The 16,295-nt window shown below is 70.6% G+C and carries 7 protein-coding genes; 3 read left to right on the plus strand and 4 right to left on the minus strand.

What is annotated here, in order from left to right; translation table 11 throughout:
* From AC1DXV_RS20765 to AC1DXV_RS20780, 4 genes are all read right to left on the minus strand, one after another.
* Window positions 1-10,004: immunoglobulin-like domain-containing protein (locus tag AC1DXV_RS20765; protein WP_477935310.1), on the minus strand; the 10,004-nt coding region annotated here is incomplete at its 3' end.
* Window positions 10,005-10,147: 143 nt separating this feature from the next.
* Window positions 10,148-11,596 carry an HlyD family type I secretion periplasmic adaptor subunit gene (locus tag AC1DXV_RS20770; RefSeq protein ID WP_477935312.1) on the minus strand — a complete coding sequence of 483 codons (1,449 nt, stop codon included), beginning with the start codon at window positions 11,594-11,596 and terminating at the stop codon, window positions 10,148-10,150.
* The gene (locus AC1DXV_RS20775) at window positions 11,596-13,842 is read right to left on the minus strand and encodes a type I secretion system permease/ATPase (protein ID WP_477935314.1); all 2,247 of its coding nucleotides are present in this window, start codon (window positions 13,840-13,842) and stop codon (window positions 11,596-11,598) included. Before AC1DXV_RS20775 ends, AC1DXV_RS20770 begins: the two co-directional genes overlap by 1 nt.
* 60 nt (window positions 13,843-13,902) lie before the next feature.
* Window positions 13,903-14,448: an NUDIX hydrolase gene (locus AC1DXV_RS20780; RefSeq protein WP_477867422.1), complete on the minus strand. Its 546-nt coding sequence runs from the start codon at window positions 14,446-14,448 to the stop codon at window positions 13,903-13,905.
* Between the two features lie 81 nt (window positions 14,449-14,529).
* Between AC1DXV_RS20780 and AC1DXV_RS20785 the strand changes: the two genes are divergently transcribed.
* The 3 genes from AC1DXV_RS20785 to AC1DXV_RS20795 form a co-directional block, all read left to right on the plus strand.
* Window positions 14,530-15,237 carry a fumarylacetoacetate hydrolase family protein gene (locus AC1DXV_RS20785; protein ID WP_477867424.1) on the plus strand — a complete coding sequence of 236 codons (708 nt, stop codon included), beginning with the start codon at window positions 14,530-14,532 and terminating at the stop codon, window positions 15,235-15,237.
* 28 nt (window positions 15,238-15,265) lie between these two features.
* The gene (gene maiA, locus AC1DXV_RS20790) at window positions 15,266-15,904 is read left to right on the plus strand and encodes a maleylacetoacetate isomerase (RefSeq protein WP_477867426.1); all 639 of its coding nucleotides are present in this window, start codon (window positions 15,266-15,268) and stop codon (window positions 15,902-15,904) included.
* A partial coding sequence (locus AC1DXV_RS20795) for a laccase domain-containing protein (RefSeq protein ID WP_477935316.1) occupies window positions 15,904-16,295 on the plus strand: 392 nt, incomplete at its 3' end. The genes maiA and AC1DXV_RS20795, both read left to right, overlap by 1 nt.

Genomic DNA, 16,295 nt, shown 5'->3' on the forward strand with positions numbered 1-16,295 from the left:
GCAGCCGACAGCGTGACGGTGAAGGTGGCCGTACCGGCTGCCTCGTTGACGGTGACGTTGCCGATCGACAGCGAGGGCGTCGGGTCGTTGTCGGTGATGGTGGCGGTGCCCGAAGCCGAGGCGTTCGAGGTCGTGCCGGCCGAGGTGGTGGCGGTCAACGAGAAGGTCTCGTTGACTTCGTTCAGCGCATCGTTGGCGACCGGGGTGCGCACCAGCACGCTGGTGCTGCCTGCGGCGATGGTGGCTGAGCTGGCATCCGTCCAGGTGGCGCCACCGTCGGTGGAGACCTGCAGGTTGTTCGAGGTGCCCGAACCGTAGTCGACTCCGCCGCCGGTGGCGGTGCCGTTGGCGAGGCCCAGGTTGACCGTGGTCGCGAGCGACGACGGGTTGGACAGCGAGACAGTGAACACCGCATAGCCCGCGCCTTCGACAGCCGTCGGGCTGGACACGGTCAGCGTCGGCGTGTCGTTGTCGACGATCGTGCCGACACCGGTGCCGGTGCCGACGGTGGCGTTGGTGGGCGAGCCCAGGACGACGTTGAAGGCCTCGTTGCCTTCGTACACGTTGTCGTTGTTGATCGCCACGGTGATCGTCTGCGTGGTGACGCCCGGAGCAAAGATCAGGTTGCCGGCGAYGGTGGTGTAGTCGGAACCGGCGGTGGCCGTGCCGTTGCCGCTGCCGTAGCCGACGGTGACCGTCTGGTCCGAGGCCGCGGACAGCGTCACGGTGAAGGTCGCGGTGCCGGCCGCTTCGTTGACGGTCACGTCGCCGATCGACAGCGACGGCGTCGGGTCGTTGTCGACCAGCGTCGTGGTCACGCTGTTGTCGGTGGCGTGCGGCGCGATCGCCTCGAACCCGCCGCCGTTGACCGTTCCGATCGACACGACGATGGTCTCATTGACTTCGTCGCGACCATCGGCGGCGGTCGGCAGCGTGAAGTTCGCGCTGCTGCTGCCGGCCGGAATGGTGACCGTGGTCACGCCGGTGTAGTCGCCGCCGTTCGCGGCCGCGCCGCCATAGGTCAGCGTGACCGTCACTGTCGTGAGTGCCGGGCTGCTGAGCGTCAGCGTATAGCCTGCCGCGCCACCCTCCGTCACACTGGAGGCGCCTGACAGGCTCACCGTCGTCAGGTCGCCGTCATCGCTGACCGTCGTGCTGACGGTGCTGCCGGTCGTCAGCGCCTCGAAGTTGCCGCCGCTGTGGCCGGTGATGCCCACCACCGTCGTCGCGCTGCCCTGGGCATAGACGTCATCGGCGCGCGCCACCACCGGGCTGGTGCTGCCGGTCGTCTGGCCGACCGCGATCGTGATGTCCTGGCCGTTGCTCAGGTGCAGCACCAGGTCGGAGCCGGTCACCGGGTGGCCGACCGTCGCGGTGTAGCTGACGGTATCGCCCTCGAGCACCAGCCCGGTCGGGCCGCTGAGGGTGACCACGGTGGCATCGCTGTCGTCGCTGACGTCGGTGCGGGCCGTGCTGCCGGTGTCCAACGCCTCGAAGTTGCCGCCGCTGGTGCCCGTGACGCCCACCGAGACCGTCTGCGTGCCCTGCACATGCGCATCGTCGGCGCGCAGCACGATCGGCGCGCTGACGGCCGAGCTCTGGCCCACCGGAATGGTCACGGTCTGGCCGTTGCTCAGCGCGACGCTGAAGTCCGAGCCGGTCACGGCCTGGTTCAGCGTGACGGTGTAGCTGACGGCGCCGCCTTCGGCCACCGCGCCGGTCGACGGCGTCAGTGTGACGGTCGTCTGGGTGGCGTTGTCGGTGACGTCGGTGCTGGCCGTGCCACTGGTGTCCAGTGCCTCGAAGTTGCCGCCGCTGTGCGAACTGACGCCCACGTTCAGCACCTGCGTGCCCTGGACGTAGGCGTCGTCGGCGCGCACCGCGAAGGCGGCGCTGCTGCCGCTGGTCTGGCCGACGGCGATCGTGAGGGTCTGGCCGTTGCTCAGCGTCAGCACCAGGTCCTGGCCGCTGACCGCATGGTCGAGCTCGGCGGTGTAGACGATGCTGCCGCCTTCGGCCACGGTGGCGGTCGAGGCCTTCAGCGTCACCGTCGTCGTGTCCGCGTCGTCGCTGACGCCAGTGCCGACCGTCGCGGTGTGCGTCACGGTCTCGTAGTTGCCGCCGGCCGTGCCGGTGACGCCGACGTTCAGCACCTGCGTGCCCTGCGCATAGGCGTCGTCGCCGCGCACCGCGAAGGGCGCGCTGTCGGCGCTGCTCTGGCCGACCGGGATGGTGACGGTCTGGCCGTTGCTCAGCGTCACGACGAAGGGCGTGGCGGTGACCGGCGCGGTGACCGAGACCGTGTAGACGATGCTGCCGCCCTCGGCCACCGACGCGGTGGACGCGCTCAGGTTCACCGTGGTGACGCTGGCGCTGTCGGTGACGGTGGTGCTGGCGGTGCTGCCGGTGGCGAGCTGCTCGTAGTTGGCGCCGCTGTGCGACACGATGCCGACGTTCAGCGGCTGGTCGCCCTGCGCATAGGCGTCGTCGGGGCGCACCACGAACGGCGCGCTGTTGCCGCTGCTCTGGCCGACGGCGATGGTGATGCTCTGGCCGTTCGACAGCGTCAGCACCAGCGGCGAGCCGGTCACCGCGTGGTCGACGTGGGCCGTGTAGACGATGCTGCCGCCCTCGGCGACGCTGGTCGCCGAGGTATTCAGCGTGACCGTCGTCGTGTCGAGGGTGTCGGCGATGGCGGTGACGGCCGCCGTCGGGTCGATGCTCAGCAGGATGCCGCCTCCGCTCGTGCCCTGGATGGTCGCGCTGACGCTGGTCGGGTCGACATAGACGTCGTCGCCGGGCGCCACGGCCACCGTGGCGGTGCCGCTCAGCTGACCGGCAGCGATCGTGATGACCGCGCCGTTCGACAGCGTCACGCCCAGGTCGCTCAACGGCGCCTGCGTCAGCGTCGCGGTGTAGGTGATGGTGCCGCCGGCCTCGGTCAGGCCCGGCGTCGCGCCCAGGCTCACGCTGGCCACGTCGTTGTCGACGATGGCGGTGGTGACGCTGTTCGCACTGCCCACGGCCAGGCTCTCGAAGCCGCCGCCACTCGCGCCGGTCACCGTCACGGTGAAGCTCTCGGTGCCTTCGGCCAGCGCGTCGTCGATGGTCGCCAGGTTGAAGACGGCGCTGCTGCTGCCGGCCGGGATCGTCACTGTCGTGACGCCGGCGTAGTCGCTGCCGTCGGCGGCGACGCCGCTGTAGCTCAGCGTCACGGTCACCGGCGTGGCGGCGACATGGTCCAGCGTCAGCGTGTAGCCGGCGCTCGCGCCTTCGGCGACGCTGCCCGCGCCGCTGATCGACACCGTCGTCACGTCGGCGTCGTCGCTGACGTCCACGCGGGCCGTCGAGCTGCCGTTCACCGCTTCGAAATTGCCGCCGCTGGTGCCGGTGATGCCCGCCGACACCGTCTGCGTGCCTTGCACATGCGCGTCGTCGCCGCGCAGCGCCAGGGCCGCCGTGCTGGCCGAGCTCTGGCCGACCGGGATGGTGACGCTCTGCCCGTTGCTCAGCGTCACGCTGAAGTCGGATCCGGTCACCGCCTGGTTCAGCGTGACGGTGTAGCTGACGGCCGTGCCTTCGGCCACCGCGCCGGCCGAAGCCGTCACCGTGGCGACCACCTGCGTGCCGTTGTCGTTGACGTCGGTGCCGACCGTGCTGCCGGTGGCCAGCGCCTCGAAGTTGCCGCCGGTGTGCGAACTGACGCCGACGTTCAGCGTCTGCGTGCCCTGCGCATAGGCATCGTCCGCGCGCACCGCGAACGGTGCCGTGCTGCCGCTGGTCTGGCCGACCGCGATCGTGATGCTCTGGCCGTTGGTCAGCGTCAGCACCAGGTCCTGCCCGCTCACCGCATGGTCGAGCTCGGCGGTGTAGACGATGCTGCCGCCTTCGGACACCGAAGCGCTCGACGCCTTCAGCGTCACGGTCGTCGCATCGCCGTCGTCGGTGACGTCGGTGCTGACCGTCGACGTGTGGGCCACGGCCTCGTAGTTGCCGCCGCTGGTCGCGCTGACGCCGACGTTCAGCGTTTGCGTACCCTGGGCATAGGCATCGTCGCCGCGCACCGCGAAGGGCGCGCTGTCGGCGCTGCTCTGCCCGACTGGAATCGTGATGGTCTGGCCGTTGCTCAGCGTGACGACGAAGTCCTGGCCGGACACCGGCTGGTTCACCGATGCGGTGTAGACGATGCTGCCGCCTTCGGCCACGGACGCCGTCGACGCACTCAGCGCCACGGTCGTCGTGCTGGCGTTGTCGGTGACGGTGGTCGCCACCGTGCTGCCGGTGGCCAGGTTCTCGTAGTTGGCACCGCTGTGCGACACGATGCCGACGTTCAGCGGCTGGTCGCCCTGCGCATAGGCGTCGTCGGGGCGCACCGCGAACGGCGCGCTGTTGCCGCTGCTCTGGCCGACGGCGATGGTGATGCTCTGGCCGTTCGACAGCGTCAGCACCAGCGGCGAGCCGGTCACCGGGTGGTCGACGCTGGCCGTGTAGACGATGCTGCCGCCTTCGGCGACGCTCGTCGCCGAGGCGTTCAGCGTGACCGTCGTCGTGTCGATCGTGTCGGCGATGCCGGTGACGGCCGCCGTCGGGTCGATGTTCAGCAGGATGCCGCCGCCGCTCGTACCCTGGATGGTGGCGCTGACGCTGGTCGGGTCGACGTAGGCGTCGTCGCCAGGCGCCACGGCCACCGTGGCGGTGCCGCTCAGCTGGCCGGCAGCGATCGTGATGACCGCACCGTTCGACAGTGTCACGCTCAGGTCGCTCACCGCTGCCTGGGTCAGCACGGCGGTGTAGACGATGTTGCCGCCGGCCTCGGTGAGGCCTGACGTGGCCGACAGGCTCAGCGTCGCGCTGTCGTTGTCGACGATGCCGGTGGTGACGCTGCCGTTGGCGGCGCTGACGACCAGGCTCTCGAAGCCGCCTCCGGTGGCCGAGGCCACGCTGACGGTGAAGTGCTCGCTGCCCTCGGCCACGGCGTCGTCCAGCGTCGGGATGCTGAAGCTCGCGCTGCTGCTGCCGGCGGGTATGGTGACGGTGGCGACGCCGGTGTAGTCGCTGCCGTCGGCGGCCGTGCCGCTGTAGCTCAGCGTGACGGTGACCGGGCCTTGCGCCGGGCTGGTCAGCGACAGGGTGTAGCCGGCGCTCGCGCCTTCGGTGACGCTGCCGTTGCCGGTGATGCTGAGGGTCGTCGTGTCGATCGAATCGGTGACCGTCGTCGTGGCGGCGGCGGCGCTGGGCGCCAGCTGCTCGAAGTTGCCGCCGACGGCGCTGGCGATGGTGGCCGAGACGGTGCCGCCGTTGACGTAGACGTCGTTCGGCGCGGTTGCGTGCGAGACCGAGCCGCTGAACTGGCCGGCAGCGATGGTGATGGTGTCGCCGTTCGACAGCGTCACCACGACCGGTGCCTGCGCCACCGCGCCCAGCGTCGCGGTGTAGACGATGCTGCCGCCCTCGACGACCGATGGCGTGGCCGCCAGCACGACCGTCGTCGCGTCGACGCTGTCGGTCAGCGTGGTGCTGGCCGCCGTCGGGTCGACACTGAGGTTCTCGAAGTTGCCGCCGATCGCGTTCGCGATCGTCGCGCTGATGGTGCCGCCGCCCAGGTAGACGTCGTTCGCCGGGGCGGCGTGCGTGACGCTGCCGGTGGTATCGCCGGCGGCGATGGTGATCACGTCGCCGTTCGACAGGTTGACGGTGAGCGGCGTCTGCGCCGCCTGCGTCAGCGTCGCGGTGTAGGTGATGCTGCCGCCTTCGGTCACGCTGCCGCTGGCCGTCAGGCTCAGCGTGGTGGTGTCGGCGCTGTCGGTGATGCTGGTCGAGCGCGGGGTCGCGTCGACGTTCAGCTGCTCGAAGCCGCCGCCGCTGGCGCCGGTGATCGAGGCCGAGACCGGCGCATGGCCGGCATAGGCGTCGTTGGCCGGGGCGGCGACGCTGACGGTGCCGGTGGTGGCACCGGCGGCGATGGTGATCGTCGCACCGTTCGACAACGTGACGCTGACCGGCGTCTGCGCCGCTGCGCCCAGCGTCGCGGTGTAGGTGATGTTGCCGCCTTCGACGGCGCTGGTCGGGGCCGACAGCGTCAGCGTGGTGGCATCGATGCTGTCGCCGATGGAGGTCTGTGCCGGCGTCGCGTCGATGGCCAGGCTCTCGAACTTGCCGCCGGTCGCGCCGGTGATGGTGGCACTGACGGTGCCGGCATCGGTGTAGACGTCGTCGGTCGGGGCCGGGTGGCTCACCGAGCCGCTTTGCGCGCCGGCGAGGATGGTGATGACGGCGCCGTTCGACAGCGTCACGGTCACGTCGGCCTGCGCCACCGCGGTGAGTTGCGCGGTGTAGGTGATGTTGCCGCCCTCGACCGCGCTGGCCGAGGCGATCAGCCGGACGGTGGTGGTGTCGACGCTGTCGGTGACCAGGGTCTGCGCCGCCGCCGGGTCGACGGCCAGCTGCTCGAAGTTGCCGCCGCTGGCATTGGCGATGGACACCGACACCGTGCTGCTGCCGGTGTACACGTCGTTCGCGGGCGCGGCATGGCTCACGCTGCCGGTGGTGGTACCGGCGGCGATGGTGATCACGTCGCCGTTGGACAGGTTGACGGTGACGGGGCTCTGGGCCGCGGCGGTCAGCGTCGCGGTGTAGGTGATGCTGCCGCCTTCGGTCACGCTGTGCGTGGCCGCGAGCGACACGGTGGTCGTGTCGATGCTGTCGGTGACGGCGGTGACGGCCGGCGCCGCGTCGATGGCGATCGGGATGCCGCCGCCGGTGGCGCCCTGGATGCTGGCGCTGACGCTGCCCGGATCGACGTAGACATCGTCGCTGGCCGGCAGCGCGACGCTGGTGCTGCCGCTCAGGTGGCCGGCCTGCACGGTGATGACCGCGCCGTTGCTCAGCGTGACGCTCAGGTCGGTGGTGGGGGCCTGGCTCAGCGTCGCGGTGTAGACGATGCTGCCGCCGGCTTCCGTCAGGGCGRGCGTGGCAGACAGGCTCAGCGTCGCGGTGTCGGCGTCGACGATGCCGGTGTTCACGCTGCCGCTGCCGGCGCTGATCGCCAGGTTCTCGAAGTTGCCGCCGGTGGCGGTGGCGATGCTGACGGTGAACTGCTCCGGCCCCTCGGCCGTGCCGTCGGTCAGCGCGGCGACGCTGAACGTCGCGCTGCTGCTGCCGGCCGGGATCGTCACCGTGGTGACGCCGGCGAAGTCGGTGCCGTCGGCGGCGGTGCCGCCGTAGCTCAGCGTCACGGTGACGGTGGTCTGCGCCGGGCTGGTCAGCGACAGCGTGTAGCTCGCGCCCGCGCCCTCGTTGACGGTGTTGCTGCCGGTGATGCTGACGGTGGTGGTGTCGATCGAATCGGCGATGCTGGTCGTGGCCGGTGCCGGGTTCAGCGCCAGGTTCTCGAACTGGCCGCCGCTGGCGCTGCTGATCGTCGTGGAGACCGTGTTGGCGTTGGTGTAGACGTTGTCGGCGCCGGTGGCGTGCGCGACCGTGCCGCTGCTGGCGCCGGCGGCGATCGTGATCACGTCGCCATTGGACAGCGTCACGGTGACCGGCGTCAGCGCCGGTGCGCCGAGGCTGGCGGTGTAGACGATGCTGCCGCCCTCGACCACCGACGGCGAGGCCGTCAGCGTGACGGTGGTGGTGTCGACCGTGTCGGACACGGCGGTGGTGGCCGCGGCCGGGTTGACCGTGAGCTGCTCGAAGCCGCCGCCGCTGGCGCCGTTGATCGTTGCCGAGACGCTGCCCGCGTCGGCATAGAGGCTGTCGGCCGGTGCCGCGTGGGCGACCGAGCCGCTGCTCGTGCCGGCGGCGATGGTGATGGTGGCGCCGTTCGACAGCGTGACCGTCACGTCGGTGGCGGCCGGTGCGTCGAGCGTGGCGGTGTAGACGATGCTGCCGCCTTCGGCCACCGACGGCGTGGCGCTCAGCGAGACGGCGGTGGCGTCGGCGTCGTCGGTGACCGAGGTCAACGGGCTGCCGACCGGCGTCAGCGACTCGTAGCCGCCGCCGGTGTGGCCGGCGATGGTGGCCGTGACGGTCTGCGGGGCCTGGGCGAGCACGTCGTCGGCGCGCACCGCGAACGGGGCGCTGCTGGCGCTGCTCTGGCCGACCGGGATCGTGATGGTCTGGCCGTTGTCCAGCGTCAGCACCAGCGGCGTGCCGCTGACCGGGCTGCTGACGGTGGCGGTGTAGACGATGCTGCCGCCTTCAGTGACGCTGCCGGTCGACGCGCTCAGCACCACGGTGCTGTTGCTGCCGTTGTCGGTGACGCCGGTGCTGACCGGCGCCGACGGCGCGAGGCCCTCGAAATTGCCGCCGCTGGTGGACGCGACGCCCACCGTCAGCGTCTGCGTGCCCTGCGCGTAGGCGTCGTCGCCGCGCACCACGAAGGGTGCGCTGCTGGCGCTGCTCTGGCCGACCGGGATCGTGATGGCCTGGCCGTTGTCCAGCGTGATGACCAGCGGCGAGCCGGTCACCGGGTTGTTCAGCGTCGCGGTGTAGACGATGCTGCCGCCTTCGGCCAGCGTGGTGGCCGAGGGGCTCAGCGTGAGGCTGGTGGCGTCGGCGTCGTCGACCACCGTGCTGCTGGTGCTGGCGTTCGGGTCGAGCGACGCGAAGTCGCCGCCGCTGACCTGGGTGACGCTGACGGCGACCGTCTGCGGACCTTGCGCATGGGCGTCGTCGGCGCGCACCGGCACCGGGGCGCTGCTGCCGCTGGTCTGGCCGACCGGGATGGTGATGGTGCTGCCGTTGCTCAGCGCGATCACCAGCGGGCTGCCGGCGACCGGGTTGTTCAGCGTCGCGGTGTAGGTGAGGCTGCCGCCTTCGGTCACCGTGGCCGCCGACGCGGTCAGGGTGATGGCGGTGCCTTCGGGCGCCACGGTGACCGGCACGCTGACCGGCGCCGAGGTGCCGCCTTCGTTGTCGGTGACGGTGAAGCCGATGTCGGTCGAGCCGTGGTAGTTCGGGTCGGGGCGGAACACCAGGTTGGCCGCGTCTGCTGCCGAGATCGGCGTGCCGGCGCTGACCGGGGTCGTGCCGTCGGGCAGGTACAGCGTGCCGTGCTGGGGCAGCGTGGTGACGGTGACGCTGGTCACGCTGCCGTCGATGTCGCTGCCGCCCAGGTGGACGGCGATCGGCGTGTCTTCGAGGCCCGAACCGGCCGGCACGCTGGTGGCGACCGGCAGGTCGTTGACCGGCGTGACCGAGATCGCGACGCTGGCCGGCGCCGAGACGGCGCCGCTGTTGTCGGTGACCGTGAAGCTGACGCCGGCACTGCCGTTGAAATCGGCGGAGGGCTTGAACAGCAGGCCGGCGGCATCGGCGGCGCTCAGGGTCTGGCCGGCGGTGACGACGGTGACGCCGTCGGCCAGCAGCAAGCTGGCGCCGGCCGGGATCGAGACGATCGTGACCGAGACCACGCTGCCGTCGGCATCGYTGCCGCGCAGCGGCAGCGGCAGCGTGCTGTCTTCGAGGCCGCTGGCGATGCCGCCATTCGCCAGCGGTGCGGTGTTCTGCGGAGCCGGCGGCGGGCCGGCCGGGGTGGGGGCCGGGGTGGTGGCCGGGGTGGTGGCAACACCGTCGCCGGTCGGCGTGGTGGCCACGATCGGGGTGGTCGCGGGCGCGGGCGCGACGGTCTCGGTGAGTTCCAGGGAGGCGGGCGTGATGGCCTCGGCGATGCGGTCGACGCGCAGGCCGGGGGTCAGGCCGCCACCGCCACCGCCGGCCAGGCCGGCCGCCGGGGCCGTCAGCGCATCGGGCTGGTTCAACTCGGCGATCACGCGATCGATGTCGGTGTCGGCCGCGGCGGGAATCTTCGGCGCCGTGGCCATCATCGGCGCGTCGAGGTCGTCCAGCCGCACGATGCCGTCCTGCGTCGTCAGGATCAGGTCGCCCTTGTTCACCACGTCGCCGATCTGCAGCGCACGGACATGGCCGTCCGGCGTGCGGATCAGGGCTGCACCCCAAAGCGCGGAAACCTTGCCGTGTTGGGTTTGGACGATGGTGGGCATGGGATTTCCTCGGACGCAAGACTGGCCAGAACTTACCAGTCAGGATATCCAGAAACCCAGCGCTTATGTACGAATCTACGGGGCCGTTTCGTGACCTGGGTCACCGAATACAGCCCTTCGTGAGCCAATAAGGAAGCTTGCGATCAACGCTCGCGCAGTGCGTTGGACTGGACCTTCAGCACCGGCTTCAGCACGTAGGCCAGCACGGTCTTCCGGCCGGTCAGCACGTTGACCTCGGCCGTCATGCCCGGGATGATGGGCATCTTTTCGCTGAAGTTCGCGCGCGTCGTGCGCACCCGCACCAGGTAGAACGCGTTGCCGCGCTCGTCGGTGATGGTGTCGGGGCTGATGTTCTCGACCTGCGCCTCGAGCCCGCCGTAGATCGAGAAGTCGTAGGCGGTGAACTTGACCGTCGCCGGCTGGCCGGGGCGGATGAAGGCGATGTCCTTCGGCGCCATGCGCGCCTCGAGCACCAGGTTGTCGTCGAGCGGCACGATCTCGACGATGTCCTTGCCCGGCTGCAGGACGCCGCCGACGGTGTTGGCCAGCAGCCGCTGCACCCGCCCGCGCACCGGCGACTTGACCTGCGACTTGGTGACCTTGTCGGTCAGCGCGACCGCGCCCTCGTTCAGCGCGTTCAGCTTGCCGGCCACCTCGGCCAGCTCCTTGCGCGCCTCGTTGCGAAAGCCGATCTCGGTCTCCTGGCTCTTGCGCTGCGCCTCGCCGATGGCCGCCTGCACGCGCGCGATCTGCGCGCTGGCCTGCTCCGAATCGCCGCGCGAGCGCGCCACCTCGCGTTCGAGCCGCAGGATGTCGACCTCCGACACCGCGCCGCTGGCCAGCAGCGGCCGCGTCTTCCCGAGCTCCTGCTGGCCGAACTCGAGCCCGCGGTCGGCCGCCGCCTTGCGGGCGCGCATCTCGGTCAGCTCCTGCTGGCGCTGCTGCAGCTGCTGGTGGTTGATCGACAGCAGCGTCTCCAGCTCGGAGCGCTTGGCTTCGTACAGCTGGCGCTCGCCGAGCAGGATGCGCTGTTCGTCCGGGTCTGCCGAGGTGGGCGGCGTGAAGACCGAGCCGTCGGCCAGCGCCTGCAGCCGCGCCTGGCGGGCCTTCAGCGCGAGGCCGGTGGCGGCGCTCTCGCGCACGCCCGAGGTGGCGCGCGTCTCGTCGATCTTCAGCAGCAGCTGGCCGGCCTCGACGACCTGGCCTTCGCGCACCAGGATCTCGGAGACGACGCCGCCGTCCAGCGACTGCACCACCTGCAGCTGGCGCGACGGGATCACCTTGCCGTCGCCCTTGGTCACCTCGTCGACGTGGGCGAGCGCCGCCCAGGTGACCAGCAGCACGACGATCAGCAGCGCCGCGCGCACGATCGACTGCGCCTGGTGGGTGCCGCTGCGAGACATCACCTGGTCGGCCTCGGCCTCGAAGCTGCGGAATCCGGCATCGCCGGCGTTGTCGGGCRTGACGACCGGGCCGAGCAGGCGCCGCGTGATCGGATCCAGCAGCAGGCGGATGCGCTCCAGCACCCACATCACGGCCAGGCCGAGCTTGATCAGGATGCGGTTCGTGCCGCCTTCGTGTCGCGTGCCCATCAGGCGGCCCTCGCGATGCGACCGCTCTGCAGCGCTTCCATGATGCGGTCGCGCGGCCCGTCGGCGACGATCTTGCCGCCGTCGATCACGATCACGCGCGTCACCATCGCGAGCAGCGAGGTGCGGTGCGTCACCAGCACCACCGTCTTGTTCTGCGCGAAGTTGCCGATGTTGTGCGTGATCTGCGCCTCGGTGGAGAAATCCATCGCGCTGGTCGGCTCGTCGAGCAGCAGGATCGGCGCGTTGTGCAGCACCGCGCGCGCCAGGCCGATGCCCTGGCGCTGCCCGCCCGACAGCGATTCGCCGCGCTCGCCCACCGTCATGTCGAAGCCGCGCGGATGCCGGTCGATGAAGCTGCTCATGCCGGCCAGCTCGGCCGCCGCGACGATCGCCGAATCATCGRCATACGGCAGCCCGAAGGTGATGTTGTCGCGCAGGCTGCCGTAGAACAGCGTCACGTCCTGCGACACGTAGCCCAGGTTGCGGCGCACGTCGGCCGGGTCGAGCTGGCGCAGGTCGATGCCGTCGAGCAGCACCGCGCCGTCGAGCGGCTGGTACAGGCCCATGATCAGCCGCTCGATCGTCGATTTGCCGGAGCCCACGCGCCCGATCAGCGCGACCCGCTCGCCGGCCTGGATCTTGAAGCTGATGCCGTCCAGCGCCGCATCCTGCCGGCCTGGGTAGGCGAACTTGACGTTGCGGAACTCGATGTCGCCGCGCAGCTGCGGGCGTTGCACGAAGTTCTCGCCAGGCGGGCGCTCGACCGGCTTCTCCATGATCTTGTCGAGCGACTCCATCGCGGTGCGCGCACCCTGGTACTGCATCAGCAGCCCGACGATCTGCCCGGCCGGCTGCAGCGCGCGCGACGCGAGCATCGACGAGGCCACCAGCGCCCCCATCGTCAGCTCGCGCTGGCTGATCAGGTACACGCCGACGATCACGATCGCGACCGTCACGCCCTGCGACAGCCAGTTGGTGCCGTAGTTGGCCGTGGCCGACAACGCCCGCATGCGCACGTTGGTCACCGCGAGGAAGGCGTTCGCGCGCTCCCACTTGGCCTGCACGACGCTCTCGGCGCCCAGCGACTTGATGGTCTCGATGCCGGTCAGGCTCTCGATCAGCGTCGCGTTGCGCTGCGCCGCGGCCTGGTAGGTGGTCTGCGACAGCTCGTGCAGCCGGTGCTGCAGCACGTAGCCGATCACCAGGATCAGCAGGAAGGCCGTGACCACCGGCACCGCGAGCCACGGCGAGATCCAGGCCAGCACGACCACGAACAGCAGCGCGAACGGCAGGTCGATCAGCGCGGTGACGGTGCCCGACGCGATGAAGTCGCGCACCTGCTCGAAGCCGCGCAGGTTCGACGCGAACGAGCCGACCGACTCCGGCCGGTTCTCCAGCCGCATGCCCAGCACCTTCTCCATCAGCGTGGCCGAGATCTGCACGTCGATGCGCGCGCTCGCCTCGTCGACGAAGTGGCTGCGCAGCAGCCGCATGAACAGGTCGCCGCACATGATCAGCACCACGCCGATCGACAGCGCCCACAGCGTCTCGACCGCGTTGTTCGGCACCACGCGGTCGTAGACGTTCATCGAGAACAGCGGGAACACCAGCGCGAACACGTTGACCAGCAGCGCCGCCCACAGCACGTCGCGGTAGACGATGCGCTGCTCGAGCACCGCGCCCCAGAACCAGTGGCGCTGGCGCACCGCGCGCACCTCGGGCGTGCGCGCGTCGAAGCGGAAATGCGGGCGCACGAACAGCACCACGCCGGTGTAGCGCCGTTGCAGGTCGGCGAGCGGCAGCACGATCGAGCCCTGGCCGGTCTCCGGCAGCAGCACGCGGGCCACCGGGCCCTCCTTGCCGCCGTTCTCGAAGCGCAGCAGCACGCAGGCCTGGTTGTCCTTCAGGATCAGGATGGCCGGCAGCGCGGCGGCGTCGATGCGCTGCAGCGCCAGGCGCTGCAGCTTGGTCGCCATGCCGGCGCGCGCCGCGGCCCGCTCGGTGAGCTCGATGGTCAGCTTGCCCTTGCCGCTGTCACCCAGCGGCAGCCCGGCCGACAGCGAGGCGCGCGACGCGGCCTGGCCGTTCAGGCGGCAGATCTCGACCAGGCAGTCGAGCAGCGGATCGGGGTGGATCAGGTCTTCGCGCATCCGCAGCGGCGCCGCCTCCGCCGGCCGGTGGGCGGCGGGCGCCTGGGCTGTCGGTTGGGCGGCAGCGGCGGGGGGCAGGGGACGGGGATCGGTCATCGGTGTCGCGGTATCGGGAAGTCAGACGTCGACCTATTCGAACGGCGACAGGGTGCGCCGTCAATCGATATCGGCCATATGAAAGCCGAATTGACCCCGGCGCCGATCGTCGAAGAACCGCCTCAGGGTTTCCCGCACCGTCGGGAACGCGAGCTCGTCCCACGGCACCTCGTCCTCGCGGAACAGGCGGGCCTCGATGGTCTCGGGGCCGGGCGCGAAATCGGTGTCGAGCAGCCGTGCGCGGTAGAAGAAGTGGACCTGCCCGACGCGCACCACGTTGAGCAGCGTGAACAAGGCCTGCATCTCGATGCGGGCGCCGGCCTCCTCGTCGGTCTCGCGCAGCGCCCCTTCGGCCGTCGTCTCGCCGAGTTCCATGAAGCCGGCCGGCAGTGTCCAGAAACCGTGGCGCGGCTCGATGTTGCGGCGGCACAGCAGCACCTGGTCGTGCCACACCGGCAGCGTGCCGACGACGTTCAGCGGGTTCTCGTAGTGGATGGCGCCGCAGCCGGCGCAGGTCGCGCGCTCGCGGTTGTCATCGGGCGGGATGCTGTAGCTGACCGGGGACCCGCAGGTCTTGCAATGCTTGAAGCTTCGGGCCTTGAACATTGCAGGGAGTTTAGCCGTGAGTTTTCAGCCCTCGTGGCATCATCCCGCCATCCCCCACTGACTCTCTTCGGAGTGCCTTCCATGAGCCACGTCGTGCCGGTTCCGGCCACCCCTTCCGTGCCCGTCGTCGGCGCGCAACCCGGTGACACCTTCCCGGTGCGCCGCATCTACTGCGTCGGCCGCAACTACGTCGACCATGCGATCGAGATGGGCCACAGCGGCCGCGAGGCGCCGTTCTTCTTCCTGAAGCCGGCCGACGCGGTGCTGCCGGTGGCCGAGGGCACGACCGGGCAGATGCACTACCCGAGCGCCACGAAGGACCTGCACCACGAGGTCGAGCTGGTCGTCGCGATCGGCAAGGGCGGGCGCAACATCCCGGCGGCCGAGGCGCTCGACCATGTGTACGGCTATGCCGTCGGGCTCGACATGACGCGCCGCGACCTGCAGGGCGAGGCCAAGAAGCAGGGCCGCCCGTGGTGCAGCGGCAAGGGCTTCGACGAATCGGCGCCGATCGGCCCGGTGCGGCCGGCCTCGCAATGCCAGGTGGGCGCCGACACGCGCATCGAGCTGAAGGTCAACGGCGCGCTGCGCCAGCACAGCGTGATCGGCAAGCTGATCTGGAACATCCCCGAAATCATCGAGCAGCTGTCCGGGCTGTGGGAGCTGGCCCCCGGCGACCTGATCTTCACCGGCACGCCCGAGGGCGTGGCCGCGGTCGTCACCGGCGACACGCTGAGCGCGAAGGTCGACGGCGTCGGCAGCCTGCAAGTGCAGCTGGTGGCCCGCTGATGGCGGTCCTGTGACAGGCGTGCACGGCATGCAGCTCTACAGCTACTTCCGGTCATCGGCCTCGTTCCGCGTGCGCGTCGCGCTCGCGCTGAAGGGGCTGGCCTACGACTACGTGCCGGTGCACCTGGTCAAGAACGAGCAGACGCAGCCGGCCTTCGCGGCGCTGTCGCCCGGGCGGCTGGTGCCGGTGCTGAAGGACGAAAACGCGTTGCTGTCGCAATCGCTCGCGATCATCGAGTACCTCGACGAGACCCACCCGCAGCCGCCGCTGCTGCCCGCCGATCCGCTCGGCCGGGCCCGCGTGCGCGCGCTCGCGCTGGACGTCGCCTGCGAGATCCACCCGCTGAACAACCTGCGCGTGCTGCGCTACCTGCTGCACGACCTGGGCGTCAGCGAGGACGACAAGAACCGCTGGTACCGCCACTGGTGCGAGACCGGGCTCGAGACGGTGGAGCGCCAGCTCGAGGGGCAACCTGAGACCGGCCGCTTCTGCCACGGCGACAAGCCGACGCTGGCCGACATCACGCTGGTGCCGCAGATCTTCAATGCGCAGCGCCTGAACTGCCGGCTCGACCACGTGCCGACGGTGATGCGCATCTTCGAGGAATGCATGCGGCTCGATGCGTTCAGCCGCTCGCAGCCTTCGGCCTGCCCGGACGCGACGTGATGGGCACGACGGCGTTGCAGGACGCGCTGTACCCTGACTGGGCGCTGGCCCACGTCGGCGCGCTGATGAGCACGCGCCGCGGCGGCCTCAGTGCGCCGCCGTGGGAGAGCCTGAACCTCGGCATCGCGGTCGGCGACGACCCGGAGGCGGTCGACGCGAACCGCGCGCGCTTCGCGGCCGCGACCGGCGCTGCGCCGGTCTTCATGAAGCAGGTGCATGGCACGCGGGTGCTGCGGCTGGTGCGGGCCTCGGCGGGCGCGGCGCTCGAAGAGGCCGATGCGGCGATCACCACCGAGCGCGGCGTGGCCTGCACGGTGCAGGTGGCCGATTGCCTGCCGGTGCTGCTGGCAACGACCGGTGCGGTGGCCACGCCGGCCGTCGGAGCCGCGCA

Source organism: Rhizobacter sp. P3_C12 (assembly GCF_056402735.1).